The sequence below is a fragment of the Duganella sp. BJB1802 genome, assembly GCF_013369445.1.
Lineage (GTDB): Bacteria > Pseudomonadota > Gammaproteobacteria > Burkholderiales > Burkholderiaceae_D > Rugamonas > Rugamonas vulcania_A.
Genome location: NZ_JABWEF010000018.1, coordinates 53,505 through 67,836 on the forward strand (window position 1 = coordinate 53,505; position 14,332 = coordinate 67,836).

The following is a 14,332-nucleotide window of genomic DNA, read 5'->3' on the forward strand; positions in this document are numbered from 1 at the left end:
TGCCGCCGCCGCCCGGCCGTGGCAATTGCAAAAACCACCAACACCGCCAACAAAATTGACGTTCTTCCCACAGGAAATTTGTAACAAAAGTGAAAATGAACATAGCGTCATAATGACAAAGACGTCGTTATGGTATATATTGCCCTCATTAAACACTTTTGCCGGCCCGGATGGGACGGACTACAGACCCCGACAGGAGGATGGAAAATTGAAAACGCACTACCAGTCCACGGCCCTCGCCGTCATCGCCGCCCAGCTCCTGGCCGGCTGCACGCCCGCGCCCACGGCGCCCCATGAGGAGGTGCGTCCGGTGCGCACCGTGGTCGCCGGCCGCAGCGCCGGCACCGTCGGCGCCGCCTATTCGGGCGAGATCCGCGCCCGCTACGAGAGCCAGCTCGGCTTCCGTACCGGCGGCAAGATCGTCGCGCGGCTGGTGGAGGTCGGCGCCCATGTGCGCCAGGGCCAGCCGCTGCTGCAGCTCGATCCGTCGCAGGAACAACTGCAGATGGCCGCCTCCGGCGCCGACACCGACGCCGCCCGCAGCCGCGTGGCGCAGGCGCGCACCGACCTGCAGCGCCTGATGCAGCTGCAGGCCCGCAACTTCGCCTCGGCGGCCGAGCTCGACCAGCAACGCCTGGCGCTCGACCAGGCCGAGGCGCAGCTGCGCGCGGCCCAGGCGCGCCAGCAGATCAACAGCAACCTGCGCGGCTACACCACGCTGGTGGCCGACCGCGACGGCGTGGTCAGCGCCATCGGCGCCGAGGCCGGCCAGGTGGTCGCGGCCGGCCAGCCCATCGTCACGCTGGCGGCCGACGGCGAGCGCGAAGTCACCATCAGCATCCCGGAGTCGCGCGTCGACGAGCTGCGCAACGCCAGCGCGCTGCAGGTGACGGTGTGGGCCCATCCCGGCCAGAGCTGGAAGGGCGCACTGCGCCAGCTCAGCCCCGACACCGACAGCGTGACCCGCACCTACTCGGCCCGCATCACCATCGTCGAACCCGATCCGGCGCGGCTGCGCCTGGGCATGACCGCCTCGGTGGCGGCGCCCGACGTCGACGGCCAGAGCGCGATCCGCCTGCCGATGACGGCCATCGTCGACCGCGACGGCCGCCGCCAGGTGTGGGTGGTCGATCCCAAGCAGGGCCGCGTGGCGCCGCGCCAGGTGCAACTGGGCAGCGCGCAGAACGACAGCGTGCTGGTGGTGGGCGGCCTGGCCGGCGGCGAGACCGTGGTCAGCGCCGGCGTCCACATGCTGCAGCCGGGCCAGCGCGTCGCGCTGGAAGCCGGAGGTGCCAAATGAAGGGCGTCAACTTGTCCGAATGGGCACTCAAGCACCAGCAGATGATGGCCTTCCTGCTGTTGCTGCTGTCGGTGGCCGGCGTGCTGGCCTACTGCAGCCTGGGGCAGAAGGAGGATCCCGAGTTCACCATCAAGACCATGGTGGTGCAGGCCAACTGGCCCGGCAGCTCGGCCCAGCAGATGGCCGACCAGGTCACCGACCGGCTGGAGAAGGCGCTGCAGGAAGTGGCCGAGGTGGACTACCTGTCGACCTACGTCAAGCCGGGCGAGACCCAGATCAAGGTCAACCTGCGCGAGGACGTGCCGCCGCGCGTGGTGGCCGACGTCTGGTACCGCGTGCGCAAGAAGGTGGGCGACATCCGCCACACGCTGCCGCCCGGCACCCAGGGGCCGTTCTTCAACGATGAATTCGGCGACACCTTCGGCAACCTGTACGCCATCACCGGCGACGGCTTCAGCTACGCCGACCTGCGCAAGATGGCCGACGCGGCGCGCAACGAGTTCCTGCGCGTGGGCGACGTCAACAAGGTCGACCTGGTCGGCCGCCAGGACGAGAAGATCTACGTCGAAACCTCGACCGCCAAGCTGGCCTCGCTGGGCGTCGATCCGGCGCTGATCGCCGCCACGCTGGCGCAGACCAACGCCGTGGCCGCCGCCGGCACCGTGCAGACCACGGCCGAGCAGGTGCGCCTGACCGTCAGCGGCGAGTTCGACTCGGTGGAGAACATCCGCGCCATCGGCATCCGCGCCGGCCAGCGCACCTTCCGCCTGGGCGACATCGCCGACGTGCGGCGCGGCTTCGTCGAGCCGGCCACGGCGCGCATGCGCTTCAACAGCCAGCCCGCGCTGGGCCTGGCGGTGAGCATGCGCAAGGGCGGCGATGTCATCAGCCTGGGCAAGCAGCTGGAGGCGACCGTCAAGCGGGTCCAGGCCAGCCTGCCGGTGGGCGTGCAGATCCACGCCGTCAGCGACCAGCCGCAGGTGGTGGCGCACTCGGTGTTCGAATTCAAGAAGAGCCTGGCCGAGGCGGTGCTGATCGTGCTGGCCGTGAGCTTCTTCTCGCTGGGCATGCGTACCGGCCTGGTGGTGGCGCTGTGCATCCCGCTGGTGCTGGCCATGACCTTCCTGGCCATGTATGTGATGGGCATCGACCTGCAGCGCATCTCGCTGGGCGCGCTGATCATCGCGCTGGGCCTGCTGGTGGACGACGCCATCATCGCCGTGGAAATGATGGCGCTCAAGCTGGAGCAGGGCTGGGACAAGTTCCGCGCCGCCACCTACGCCTACACCGCCACCGCCTTCCCGATGCTGACCGGCACCCTGATCACGGCGGCCGGCTTCCTGCCGGTGGGCTTCGCCAAGTCCGGCACCGGCGAGTATGTGTATTCGCTGTTCCAGGTGGTCGGCATCGCGCTGGTGCTGTCGTGGATCGTGGCGGTGCTGTTCACGCCCTACATCGGCTTCAAGCTGCTCAAGGAGCACGCCCACGCCGGCCACGACGAGGACGCGGTCTACCAGCGCGGCATGTACGTCAAGTTCCGCCGCCTGGTCGAGCTGTGCCTGCGCCGCCGCCACTGGGTGATCGGCGCCACGCTGGCCCTGTTCGCCGGCTCGCTGCTGCTGTTCCAGCTGGTGCCGCAGCAGTTCTTCCCGGCCTCCGACCGCCCCGAGCTGATGGTCGACCTGTGGCTGCCCAAGGCCGCCACGTTCGAATCGAGCGAGCGCGAAGTGCGCCAGATGGAGGCGCTGCTCAAGGCCGACCCGGACGTCGCCGCAGTGACCAGCTTCGTCGGCAACGGCAGCCCGCGCTTCTACCTGCCGCTGGACGTGCAGACGCCCAACCTGAACCTGGGCGAGCTGCTGGTGATGACCAAGGGCGGCGAGGCGCGCGAGCGCGTCATGGGCCGCCTGCAGCAGATGTTCGACCAGCGCTTCGCCAACGTGCGCGGACGCGTCAACCGGCTGGAGAACGGCCCGCCGGTCGGCTATCCGCTGCAGTTCCGCGTGTACGGCAACGACAACGCCAAGGTGCGCGAGATCGCCGACCAGGTGGCCGCCATCGTGCGCGCCAACCCCGACGTGCGGCGCGTGAACCAGGACTGGGGCGAGCGCGTCAAGCGGGTGCGGGTCGACGTCGACCAGGACAAGGCGCGCGCGCTGGGCATCAGCTCGCGCCAGGTCAAGGAGACGCTGGAGGCGTCGCTGTCCGGCACGCCGATCACCGAGTACCGCGAGGAAGACCAGAGCATCGCCGTGGTGGCGCGCCTGGTGGCCTCCGAGCGCACCGACCTGAACAACCTGAAGGACGCCCGCGTCTATCTGCGCGACGGCAAGTTCGTGCCGGTGTCGCAGCTGGCCCGCCTGACGCTCGACAGCGAGGACAGCGAACTGTGGCGCCGCAACCGCATCCCGACCCTGACGGTGCGGGCCGACATCGCCGGCGCCCAGGCCCCGGACGTCACCCGCGCTCTGCTGCCCAAGCTGGACGCGCTGGCCAAGACGCTGCCGCTGGGCTACGGCATCGACACCGGCGGCGCCTTCGAGTCCAGCGCCAAGGCGCAGCACTCGGTGTTCGCGGTGATGCCGGTGACGCTGATCGTGGTGCTGGTGCTGCTGATGGTGCAGCTGCAGGACATGAAGAAGATGGCGCTGGTGCTGCTGACCGCGCCGCTGGGCCTGATCGGCGTGAGCATCATCATGGCCGCCTTCCGCATCCCGTTCGGCTTCGTGGCGATGCTGGGCGTGATCGCGCTGGCCGGCATGATCATCCGCAACTCGGTGATCCTGGTGGTGCAGATCGACCACGAGGTGGCCAACGGCATGCCGCTGTGGACCGCCATCGTCGAATCGGCGGTGCGCCGCCTGCGCCCCATCGTGCTGACCGCGCTGGCCGCGATCCTGGCGATGATACCGCTGACCGAGTCGGTGTTCTGGGGCCCGATGGCGTGGGCCATCATGGGCGGCCTGGCGGTGGCCACGCTGCTGACGCTGATCTTCCTGCCGGCCCTGTACGCGGCCTGCTACCGGGCCCTGCGCCCCAGCGCGGCCTGAGCGCCGCAACGAAAGGATACGCAACATGAAACAGTTTTCTCATCTGGGCCGCGGCCTGCTGCTGGCCGCCTCCGCCGCGCTGTGGCTGGCGCCGCAGGCCGGCCGGGCGCAATCGCTGGACCTGGTGGCCGCCTACCGCCAGGCGCTGCAATACGACCCGACCATCCAGGCGGCCGGCCAGGCGCTGGCGGCAGGCCGCGAGCTGGCGGTGCAGGGCGACGCCCTGCTCAAGCCGCGCGTCAACCTGCAGGCCGGCGTGAGCCGCATCCACGAGCACATGGACAGCGAGCTGCCGGGACCGGCGGCCGGGCTGCTGCCGTCCGACAGCAGCGGCACCGCGCGCCAGGCCACGGTGCAGCTGGTGCAGCCGCTGTACCAGCAGGGCGCGCGCGCCACGCGCCGCCAGCTGCATGAGCAGAGCGCGCTGGCCGGCACCCGCTACGACGGCGAGCGCGAGCAGCTGGTGCTGCGCGTGGCCGAGGTCTACCTGGGCGTGGTGGTGGCGCAGGAGGCGCTGCGCGTGGAGCAGGCCGAGCTGGCCGCCGTGCGGCAGCAGCGCGACCGTGCCCAGGCCCGCTTCGAAGTCGGCCACGGCAAGATCACCGAGGTGCACGAAGCCCAGGCGCGGCTGGACGCGGTGCGGGCCCGCCTGCTGACCGCGCAGTCGCAGCTGGAGCTGAGCCAGGCGCGGTTCAGCGAAACGGTCGGCAGCGCGCCGCAGCAGCTGGCGCCGATGGCGGACGGCTTCGCGCCGCGCCTGCCGGAGCCGGCCAGCCTGGCCGCGTGGCAGGCGCGCGGCGAGGCCGGCAACACGCTGGTGCGCAGCCAGCGCTCGGCGCTGGACATCGCCGGCGCCGAGCTGGACAAGAACAGCCTGAAGGCCCGCCCGACCATCGACCTGGTGGCCAGCTACGGCGCCAAGAACCAGAGCGGCGGCCTGTCGGCGCTGGTGGCGCCGAACGGCGAGCGCAACGCCTCGATCGGCCTGCAGTTGAACGTGCCGCTGTACGCCGGCGGCGGGCTCGATTCGCGCCAGCGCGAGGCGGTGGCGCGGCGCGCCGAGGCCGAGCAGCAGCTGGCCGCCGCACGCCGCGACGTGCGCCTGAAGGTGCAGGAAGGCTATCTGGCCGTGACCACCGGCGTGGCCCGCGTGGCCGCGCTGGAGCAGGCGCTGCTGTCGGCGCGCAGCGCGCTGCAGGCGACCACGCTGGGCCGCGACGTCGGCACCCGCACCGCGCTCGACGTGCTGGACGCGGAGCAGCGGGTGGCCTCGGCCGAGCGCGAGCTGGTGCAGGCGCGCGCCGACTACCTGCTGGGCCGCCTGCGCCTGTCGGCGGCGGCCGGCGAATTGAGCGAAGAGAGCCTGCGCGCGCTGGGGCCCTGGTTCGCATCCTGACACACGGCGCGTAACGACCGGGAGAACGACATGTTGAAAACGATCCACGACCAGGGCGCCCATCCGAGGCCGGGCCAGCCGCGCGAGCGGGTGCTGCCCATCGACCCGGCGCCGTTCCGCGCCGCCATCGACTTCTACCGGCTGGACGCCGAGCGCCGCAAGCCGGCGCCGCGCGCCGCCTCCAACCAGACCGCAAGGCAACCATCATGCGACAAAACCTGCCCGTGACCTCCGTCGAATACCCGCTGGACGAGGGCAAGCCCCTGGTCTCCAAGACCGACCTGCGCGGCAGGATCGTGTACGCCAATCCGTATTTCGTCGAGGCCAGCGGCTACAGCGAAGAGGAACTGCTCGGCGCGCCGCACAACATCGTGCGCCATCCCGACATGCCGCCGGCCGCCTTCGCCGACCTGTGGGGCACGCTGCAGGCCGGCCAGGCGTGGAACGGCCTGGTCAAGAACCGCCGCCGCAACGGCGACTTCTACTGGGTCGAGGCCAGCGTCATGCCGGTGCGCGAGCACGGCAAGGTGGTGGGCTACATCTCGGTGCGCACCAAGCCGGCGCGCGCCCAGGTCGAGGCCGCCGCCGGCGCCTACCGCCGCATGGCGGACGGCAACCGCGAGCGGCTGGCGCTGCGCCAGGGACAGGTGCGCCGCCTCGGCTGGAACGGTGTCGGCGCGGCCTGGCGTTGCCTGTCGACCGAGGTGCGCACGCTGGCCGCGCTGGGCGCCATCTGCGCGCTGCTGCTGGGCGGTGGCGGCGCCGGCGCCTTGCTGCTGGGCGGGCGCGCCGGCGCCTGGTTCGCGGCCGGCGGCGTGGCCGGGGCCGCGCTGATCGGCGTGCTGTGGCACGGCCTGCAGACCACCTTCGTGGCGCCGCTGCGGGACGCCATCGGCGCCGTGCGTACCATCGCCAGCGGCGAGCTGGGCGGCACGCTCGACACCAGCCGCGACGACGACGTCGGCCAGCTGCTGCGCGCCACCCAGCAGATGAACCGCAACCTGGCCGCCATCGTCGGCGACGTGCACGCCAACGTCGACGGCATCCGCGCCGCCACCAGCGACATCGCGGCCGGCAACGCCGACCTGGCGCTGCGCACCGAGGCGCAGGCGGCCAGCCTGGAGGAATCGGCCGCCAGCGTCGAGCGGCTGGTGGTCACCGTCAGGCAGACCGCCGGCAACGCCCAGGTCGCCAGCGAGCTGATGGCCCAGGCCGCCGTCGTGGCGCGCAAGGGCGGCGCCGCCGTCGGCCGCATGGGCGTGACGATGGGCGACATCAGCCAGGCCGGCCGCCGCATCGAGGAGATGATCGCGCTGATCGAAGGCATCGCCTTCCAGACCAACATCCTGGCGCTGAACGCGGCGGTGGAGGCGGCCCGCGCCGGCGAGCAGGGGCGCGGCTTCGCGGTGGTGGCGTCGGAGGTGCGCCACCTGGCGCAGCGCTCCACCGCGGCGGCCAAGGAGATCAAGGCCCAGCTGGGCGACACGGTCGACAAGGTGGCGCACGGCAACCTGCTGGTGCGCGAGGCCAGCCAGATGGCCGACGAGATCGTCGGCGCGGTCGGCCATGTCTCCGGCCTGATGCGCGAGATCGCCGTCGCCAGCGGCGAGCAGAGCGCCGGCATCGCGCAGGTCAGCGGCGCGCTGGACGAGCTCGACGAGCGCACCCAGCAGAACGCCGCCCTGGTGGAGCAGGCGGCGACGGCGGCGGCCAGCCTGCACGACCAGGCCGGCCGGCTGACGCAGGCGATCGGCCTGTTCACGCTGGAGCGTCCGGCCGGCAACGCGCGCCCGGCGCGCACGCCGCTGCGGCAGCTGCGTTGAACGGCGCGGTGAACACCGGCGAGATGCTGCGCGACGCCGGCAAGCTGGCGCGGCTGGCCGCCGCCATCCTGGAGGACAGCGCCGACCTGCTTGAGCGCGTGATGGCGCTCGCCAGCGAGGGCGTCGACGACAGCGACCGGGTGACGGCGACGATCCGCGCGCTTCAGCGGCAGCTGGAGTCGGCCGCGCCGCGCCCGGGCGGCGAGCGGGCGGCGGGCGCCGAACTGCGGGCGGCCAGCGCGGCCGCGCGCCTGCTGATGCTGAAATCGGCCGCCACGGTGGTGCGGATACGCCAGCTGATCGGCAGCGCAACCATCTCCGAGCGCTACCGCTGGGGCACCAGGGCGCCGGGCGCGAGCATGGTCCAGGTCTACGCGGACCTGGACGAGCTGGCGCGGATCGCGGCGGAAGCGGCCGCCTGCTGGCCGGTCGCCAGGGCCGAGATCCAGGCGGTGGAACGCGGGATCGCCACCATGTGCCATGTGGCGCGCCACCACCGCGCGGTGGCCGGGGATGCGTTGCAGGCGGTGGAAAAGCTGCACGAGCGCGTCACCCTGTTCGTGCGCATGCTGCGGCAGGCCGGGTTTTCGTAGGACCGCGCCGGAATTATGCAAATCACCAACCGGCTTAACGAAATGTACTAACGGTTACGTCTCCTATGTCGGATGCTTATCGCAAGTGCTAGCATCCCGGCAATAATCAGCCTAGGAGACCGTCTCAATGCAGCACTTCCGCCCCATTTGCCTGGCAGCCATCGCCTCGCTCTGCCTTCCACTGTCGGCCAACGCCGGCCAGCCCGCGCCGCGCCGCATCGTCGTGGACGCCGCGCAGGCGCTCCAGCCGCTCGACCGTTTCTACGACCTGTCGGTCGGCTCCGACTATCCCGGCACGCTGCAGCGCGACGACAGCATGGCGCAGCTGAAGACCACGGTCGATGAGCTGGGCTTCCGCTACCTGCGCTTCCACGCCATCTTCCACGACGTGCTGGGCACGGTGCGGATCGAGGATGGCAAGACGATCTACGACTGGACCAAGCTCGACCAGCTGTACGACAAGATGCTGGCCCGTCACATCAAGCCCTTCGTCGAGCTGGGCTTCACGCCGCAGGCCATGGCGACCTCGCAGAACAAGATCTTCTACTGGCAGGGCAACACCTCGCATCCCGATCCGGACAAATGGAAGGACCTGATCGCGGCCTTCGTGCGCCACATCGAGCAGCGCTACGGCCAGGAGGAGGTGCGCAGCTGGTTCTTCGAAGTGTGGAACGAGCCCAACCTGGACGGCTTCTGGGAACGCGCCGACCAGAAGGCGTATTTCGACCTGTACGTCAACACCGCCAACACCATCAAGTCCATCGACCCGGCGCTGCGCGTGGGCGGGCCGTCCACCGCCGGCGCGGCGTGGGTGCCGGAGTTCCTCGACCACGTGGCCAAGAGCGGCGCCGCCGTCGATTTCGTCACCACCCACACCTACGGCGTGGACGGCGGCTTCCTCGACGAGAAAGGCGAGGGCGACACCAAGCTGTCGCCGTCGCCGGACGCCATCGTCGGCGACGTGCGGCGCGTGCGCGAGCAGATCTCGGCGTCCAAGTTCCCCAAGCTGCCGCTGTACTTCACCGAGTGGAGCACCAGCTACACGCCGCGCGACCTGGTGCATGATTCCTACATCAGCTCGACGTACATCCTCAGCAAGCTCAAGGCCAGCAAGGGCCTGGTGCAGGGCATGAGCTACTGGACCTACACCGACCTGTTCGAAGAGCCGGGTCCACCGACCAAGCCGTTCGAGGGCGGCTTCGGCCTGTTGAATCCGCAGGGCATCCGCAAGCCCGCGTATTTCGCCTACAAGTACCTGCATGCGTTGAGCGGCAACGAGATCCCGGTGGCCGACGCGCAGGTGATGGCGTCCTCCGACGGCCGCAAGGTGACTGCCGTGGTGTGGGACTTCCAGCAGCCGGAGCAGAAGGTCAGCAACCGGCCGTTCTACAGCCGCGTGGTGCCGTCGTCGCCGTCGGCGCCGCTGGCTGTGCATTTCAGTCACGTCAAGCCCGGCAAGTACCGCCTGCGGTTGCACCGTACCGGCTTCCGCGCCAACGACGCCTACTCGGCCTACATCGAGATGGGCGCGCCGAAGACGCTGACCACCGCCCAGGTCGACCAGCTGCACGCGCTCACCCGCGACCTGCCCGAGACCGACCGTGTGATCAAGGTCGGCAAGAGCGGCGCCGTCGACGTCAACGTGCCGATGCGCAGCAACGACGTCGCCCTGGTCACGCTGACGCGGGAGGATTGAGCGTGACGCGTCGCCTGCTGAAAATCGCCGCCGCCTGCACGCTGGCGCTGGCCGCGCTCGGCCCCGGCCACGCCGCGGCTCAGGGGGCGCCCGGCCATCCCGACTGGCCGGGCGCCGGCCAGCTGTTCGTCGGCACCTGCTACCAGCCGGTCGACCGCAGCCGCGAGCAGATCCAGCGCGACATCGCCCTGATGCGCGAGTCCGGCTTCAAGGTGGTACGCATGGGCGACCTGTCGTGGGATTATTTCGAGCCGGCCGACGGCAAGTTCGAATTCGCCATCTTCGACTGGATCATGGACCAGATGCACGCCGCCGGCATCCGCGTCATCGTCGACATCGCCGGCCTGCCGGCGCCGCTGTGGCTGCACCACAAGTACCCCGGCGTCGACCTGGTCACGCAGCAGGGCAACCGCCTCGACGCGGCCGAGCGCTACATGGACAATATCAGCGACCCGGACTACAAGCGCCTGGTGGCGCGCTTCGCCGACAAGCTCACCAAGCGCTACGCCAGGCATCCGGCGCTGCTGGCGATCGGCTTCGACAACGAGATCGGCAACGGCTTCATGTCGTACTCCGAGGCCGACCGCAAGCGCTTCATCGTCTGGCTGAAGAAGAAGTACGGCAGCCTCGCCGCGCTCAACCAGGCCTGGGCCACGCAGCGCTGGTCGCGCCACATCGGCGACTGGGACGAGGTGCGCCTGCCGTACGCGGAAGGCCCCGGCGCCTACGAGCGCCAGATCGACCTGCGCCGCTACTGGTCCGACGTCACCATCGGCACCTTGAAAGACCTGGAGGCGATCCGCCGCCGCAACACGCCCGACAAGCCGGCCATCTCCAACCTGTGGGACAGTGCCGGCCGCAAGGGCTTCGACTACCTGTCGAGCTACCGCGACTACGCCCACTACGGCGCGATGGGCTTCTACCCCGGCTCGCCGGTCGGCTCCGGCTTCGAGGCGCTGATGATGAAGGGCGCCATGTCGACGCCGATCTGGTTCAACGAATTCACCGCCGGCGGCCCGGGCTACTACGGCACCAGGGGGCGCTCGCGCATGTGGGCGCACTTCGGCCTGCTGCTGGGCGCGCAGACGGTGCTGGCGTGGACCTACAACAGCCACCTGGGCGGCGAGGAGCAGGCGCTGTTCGGCCTGCTGGACCACGACGACCGGCCGTCGTGGAAGCTGGGCGAGTTCGCCACCATCGCGGCCGACTTCGACAAGCTGCAAAAGCTCGGCTTTCCGCGCATGACGCAGCCGAAGGTGGCCTTCGCCTACTCGTTCGACAATATGCAGGCCACCAACCCGGCGGGACCGGACAACACCAACACCGTGCGGCCCTACATCACCACGCCGTACCTGACGCAGGCGCACAACGCCTTCGAGCCGCTGTTCAAGGACAACATCGACGTGGCCGTCATCAACATCGCGCACGAGGACCTGAGCCGCTACAGCCTGCTGGTGGTGCCGGGCCTGTACCTGATGGACCAGGCCAGCGCCGACGCCATCCGCAAGTTCGTCGGCGACGGCGGCACGGTCATCATGACCGCGCTGTCGGACAAGGTCAACGAGCACAACCAGTGGTTCAACACGCCGCTGCCGGGCCGCCTGACCGACGTGTTCGGCCTGCGCACCAACGAGTTCTACAACGGCGGCACGCTGCTGACCAAGATCGGCGACGAGGAAGTCAAGGGCAGCATCGGCCACTACGAGGTGCTGGAACCGTCCACCGCGCAGGTGCTGGCGCGCTTCAGCAACGTCGACGGCACGCCGCCCTCGATCACGGTCAACAACTACGGCAAGGGCAGGGCGATCTATGTCGCCACGGCGGCCCAGCCGCAGATCATGCGGCCGCTGTACCGCCAGCTGTACGCCAGCCTGGGCATCGCGCCGGGGCCGAAGACGCCGGACGGCGTCTACGCCCGCACGGTCGAGGGCCGCACGCTGTACGTCAACACCACCGGCGAGGCCAAGGAGGTGGCGATCGACGGCGCCATGACGGGCGTGCTGGGCGGCAAACAGTGGACCGGCACCCTGCGGCTGGAGCCGCTGGGCGTCGAGCTGCTGGCCAGGTAATTCCGGCGGCGAGCGCCCCCGCGCCGCGTGCCCGCGGCCGGTGCCGGCGTCGCCGCCATCATCCAACAGAGGATTCCATACCCATGCGATATTTCCAGTACTTGTGCCTGTGCGCGCTCACGTCCGTTTGCCTGGCGGCGGCCGCGTCCGACCCGGTTCCCTACGCGACGGAACACGTGATCGCCGCCGGCGACAGCGCCGCCGCGATCGCCGAGAAGGCGGCCAAGGTGCTGCCGCGCCCCAACCAGAGCGCCTGGATGCGGATGGAGCGCACCTTCTTCCTGCACTTCGGCGTCAATACCTTCAACGAAGTGGAGTGGGGCAGCGGCCGCGAGACGCCGTCGCTGTTCAACCCCGAAGCGCTGGACGCGCGCCAGTGGCTGGGCGCGGTCAAGCAGTTCGACGGCAAGATGATCGTGCTGGTGGCCAAGCACCACGACGGCTTCGCCATGTGGCCCAGCCGCTACACCGCCCACTCGTCCGCCGCCAGCCCGTGGCGCGGCGGCAAGGGCGACCTGGTGCGCGAGGTGGCCGACGCCGCCCGTGCGGCCGACGTCAAGCTGGGCATCTACCTGTCGCCGGCCGACCTGTACCAGCTCAAGACCAACCCGTCCAATCCCGCCGGCTACTACGGCAACGGCAGCCCGGTCGTGATGTCGGCCATCCCCACCGACCCGGCCAGCTTCCAGAGCGACCCGTCCCGGGGCCGCGCGCCGACGCCCGGCTTCCAGTCCTACCACTACCGGGTCAACGACTACAACCGCTACTTCCTCAACCAGCTGTACGAGCTGCTGACCCAATACGGCCCGGTGCAGGAGGTCTGGTTCGACGGCGCCAACCCCGACCCCAGCGTGGCGGAAACCTACGACTACGAGGCGTGGTACGACCTGATCCGCAAACTGCAGCCGCAGGCCGTCATCATGGGCAAGGGCCCGGACGTGCGCTGGGTCGGCACCGAAAGCGGCTACGGCCGCACCACCGAATGGAGCGTGGTGCCGCTGCCCACCGCGCCCGCGCAGTTCCGCTGGCCGGACATGCACGGCCAGCTCGGCGGCCGCGAGCAGCTCAAGCCGGGTTCGCACCTGTGGTGGTATCCGGCCGAGACCAACGTCACCATGCTGGCCAACGGCCAGTGGTTCTGGGCCCGCGACAAGCGCCCGCGCCCGGTCACGCAGCTGGTGGACATCTTCTACTCGTCGATCGGCCGCAACGGCAACCTGATCCTCAACCTGTCGCCCGACCGGCGCGGCCTGCTGCCGGACGACCAGGTCGCCGCGCTGGGCCAGGTGGGCGAGATCGTGCGCGCCACCTTCGCCACCAACCTGGCGGCCGGCGCCCAAGCCTCGGCCGACCACGCGGCGCCGCGCCACGCGGCCGGCGCCGCGCTGACGGCAAGCTCGACACCTGGTGGGAGGCCGCCCCCGGCCGCAGCGGCGGCACGCTGACGCTGGCGTTGCGCCAGCCGGCCCGCTTCGACGTGGTGTCGCTGCAGGAGGCGGTGGACCGGCGCGGCCAGCGCATCGAATCGTTCGCCATCGACACCTGGGACGGCGCGGCTTGGGTCGCGGCCCGGCCGATCGCGTCGGACGAGCTGACCACGGTCGGCCACCGCCGGCTGGTGCGGCTGCAATCGCCGATCACCACGGACCGGGTGCGCGTGCGCGTCACCGGCGCGCGGCTGGCGCCGACCTTGGCCGAGGTGGGCCTGTACCTGCAATCGACCGAACTGCTGCCGCCGGCCATCGCCGACCGCGACGCCGACGGCAGGGTGGCCATCAGCCATCCGGACGGCGGCACCATCGTCTACACCACCGACGGTTCCGCGCCGGCGGCCGGCTGCCGGTGTACGTCGCGCCGCTGGCGCTGGCGGCCAGCGGCACGGTGCGAGCCGCCCGGCTGCTGCCGGACGGGCGCCTCGGCGTGGCCGGGCGGCGCGACTTCATCGGCCTGTCGCCGCGCGGCTGGAAGGTGGTGGCGGTCGACAATGAGGACGCCGGCCACCCGGCTGCCTTTGCCATCGACGGCGATCCGTCCACCTGGTGGAACACCCGCTGGGGCGACGACGTGAAGCTGCCGCACGCCATCACGGTCGACATGGGCCGGGCGCACCGCATCGCCGGCCTGGTCTACCTGCCGAGGCAGGACGGCCAGCTCGGCGGCACGGCCGAGAACTACCGCTTCGACACCAGCGAGGACGGCGTGCACTGGAACGCCGCCATCGAGCGCGGCACTTTCGCCAACATCCGCAACAACCCGGACAGCCAGCAGGCCCGCTTCGCCCCGGTGAACGCGCGCTACTTCCGCTTCACCGCGCTGGACGAGGTGTGGCACGGCGGCGCGACCAACGCGGCGGAACTGTCCGTGATCCCTGCCGACGCCGACTAAGCAACCTTGGGAACAACGAC

Annotated in this window: 11 protein-coding genes; all 11 read left to right on the plus strand. The window is 70.4% G+C overall.

Features of this window, described 5'->3' with window-relative positions:
- Positions 1-208 precede the first annotated feature (208 nt).
- The 11 genes from HUX88_RS24670 (at position 209) to HUX88_RS33330 (ending at position 14,312) form a co-directional block, all read left to right on the plus strand.
- Positions 209-1,300 (plus strand): efflux RND transporter periplasmic adaptor subunit, encoded by a 1,092-nt coding sequence (locus tag HUX88_RS24670; protein WP_176363496.1) that lies wholly within the window; start codon positions 209-211, stop codon positions 1,298-1,300.
- Positions 1,297-4,350 carry an efflux RND transporter permease subunit gene (locus HUX88_RS24675; protein WP_176363497.1) on the plus strand — a complete coding sequence of 1,018 codons (3,054 nt, stop codon included), beginning with the start codon at positions 1,297-1,299 and terminating at the stop codon, positions 4,348-4,350. Before HUX88_RS24670 ends, HUX88_RS24675 begins: the two co-directional genes overlap by 4 nt.
- A gap of 25 nt (positions 4,351-4,375) precedes the next feature.
- Positions 4,376-5,746, plus strand: coding sequence for a TolC family outer membrane protein (locus HUX88_RS24680; protein ID WP_176363498.1), 1,371 nt, complete (start codon positions 4,376-4,378; stop codon positions 5,744-5,746).
- A 30-nt stretch (positions 5,747-5,776) separates the two neighbouring features.
- Positions 5,777-5,974, plus strand: a complete 198-nt coding sequence (locus tag HUX88_RS24685) for a hypothetical protein (RefSeq protein ID WP_176363499.1) — start codon at positions 5,777-5,779, stop codon at positions 5,972-5,974.
- Entirely contained in the window at positions 5,953-7,569 is a 1,617-nt protein-coding gene (locus HUX88_RS24690) for a PAS domain-containing methyl-accepting chemotaxis protein (RefSeq protein WP_176363500.1), read from the plus strand. The genes HUX88_RS24685 and HUX88_RS24690 overlap by 22 nt, the downstream gene beginning before the upstream one ends.
- An 8-nt stretch (positions 7,570-7,577) precedes the next feature.
- Positions 7,578-8,162, plus strand: a complete 585-nt coding sequence (locus tag HUX88_RS24695; RefSeq protein ID WP_217916435.1) for a hypothetical protein — start codon at positions 7,578-7,580, stop codon at positions 8,160-8,162.
- A 127-nt stretch (positions 8,163-8,289) separates the two neighbouring features.
- Complete coding sequence (locus HUX88_RS24700) at positions 8,290-9,858, plus strand: beta-xylosidase (RefSeq protein WP_176363502.1); 1,569 nt, start codon at positions 8,290-8,292, stop codon at positions 9,856-9,858.
- Between the two features lie 2 nt (positions 9,859-9,860).
- Complete coding sequence (locus tag HUX88_RS24705) at positions 9,861-11,927, plus strand: beta-galactosidase (protein ID WP_176363503.1); 2,067 nt, start codon at positions 9,861-9,863, stop codon at positions 11,925-11,927.
- A gap of 83 nt (positions 11,928-12,010) precedes the next feature.
- Positions 12,011-13,372: an alpha-L-fucosidase gene (locus HUX88_RS24710; protein ID WP_176363504.1), complete on the plus strand. Its 1,362-nt coding sequence runs from the start codon at positions 12,011-12,013 to the stop codon at positions 13,370-13,372.
- Positions 13,373-13,380: 8 nt separating this feature from the next.
- The gene (locus tag HUX88_RS33325) at positions 13,381-13,995 is read left to right on the plus strand and encodes a hypothetical protein (RefSeq protein ID WP_176363505.1); all 615 of its coding nucleotides are present in this window, start codon (positions 13,381-13,383) and stop codon (positions 13,993-13,995) included.
- Positions 13,899-14,312: a discoidin domain-containing protein gene (locus HUX88_RS33330; RefSeq protein WP_176363506.1), complete on the plus strand. Its 414-nt coding sequence runs from the start codon at positions 13,899-13,901 to the stop codon at positions 14,310-14,312. Before HUX88_RS33325 ends, HUX88_RS33330 begins: the two co-directional genes overlap by 97 nt.
- The last annotated feature ends 20 nt before the right edge of the window (positions 14,313-14,332 follow it).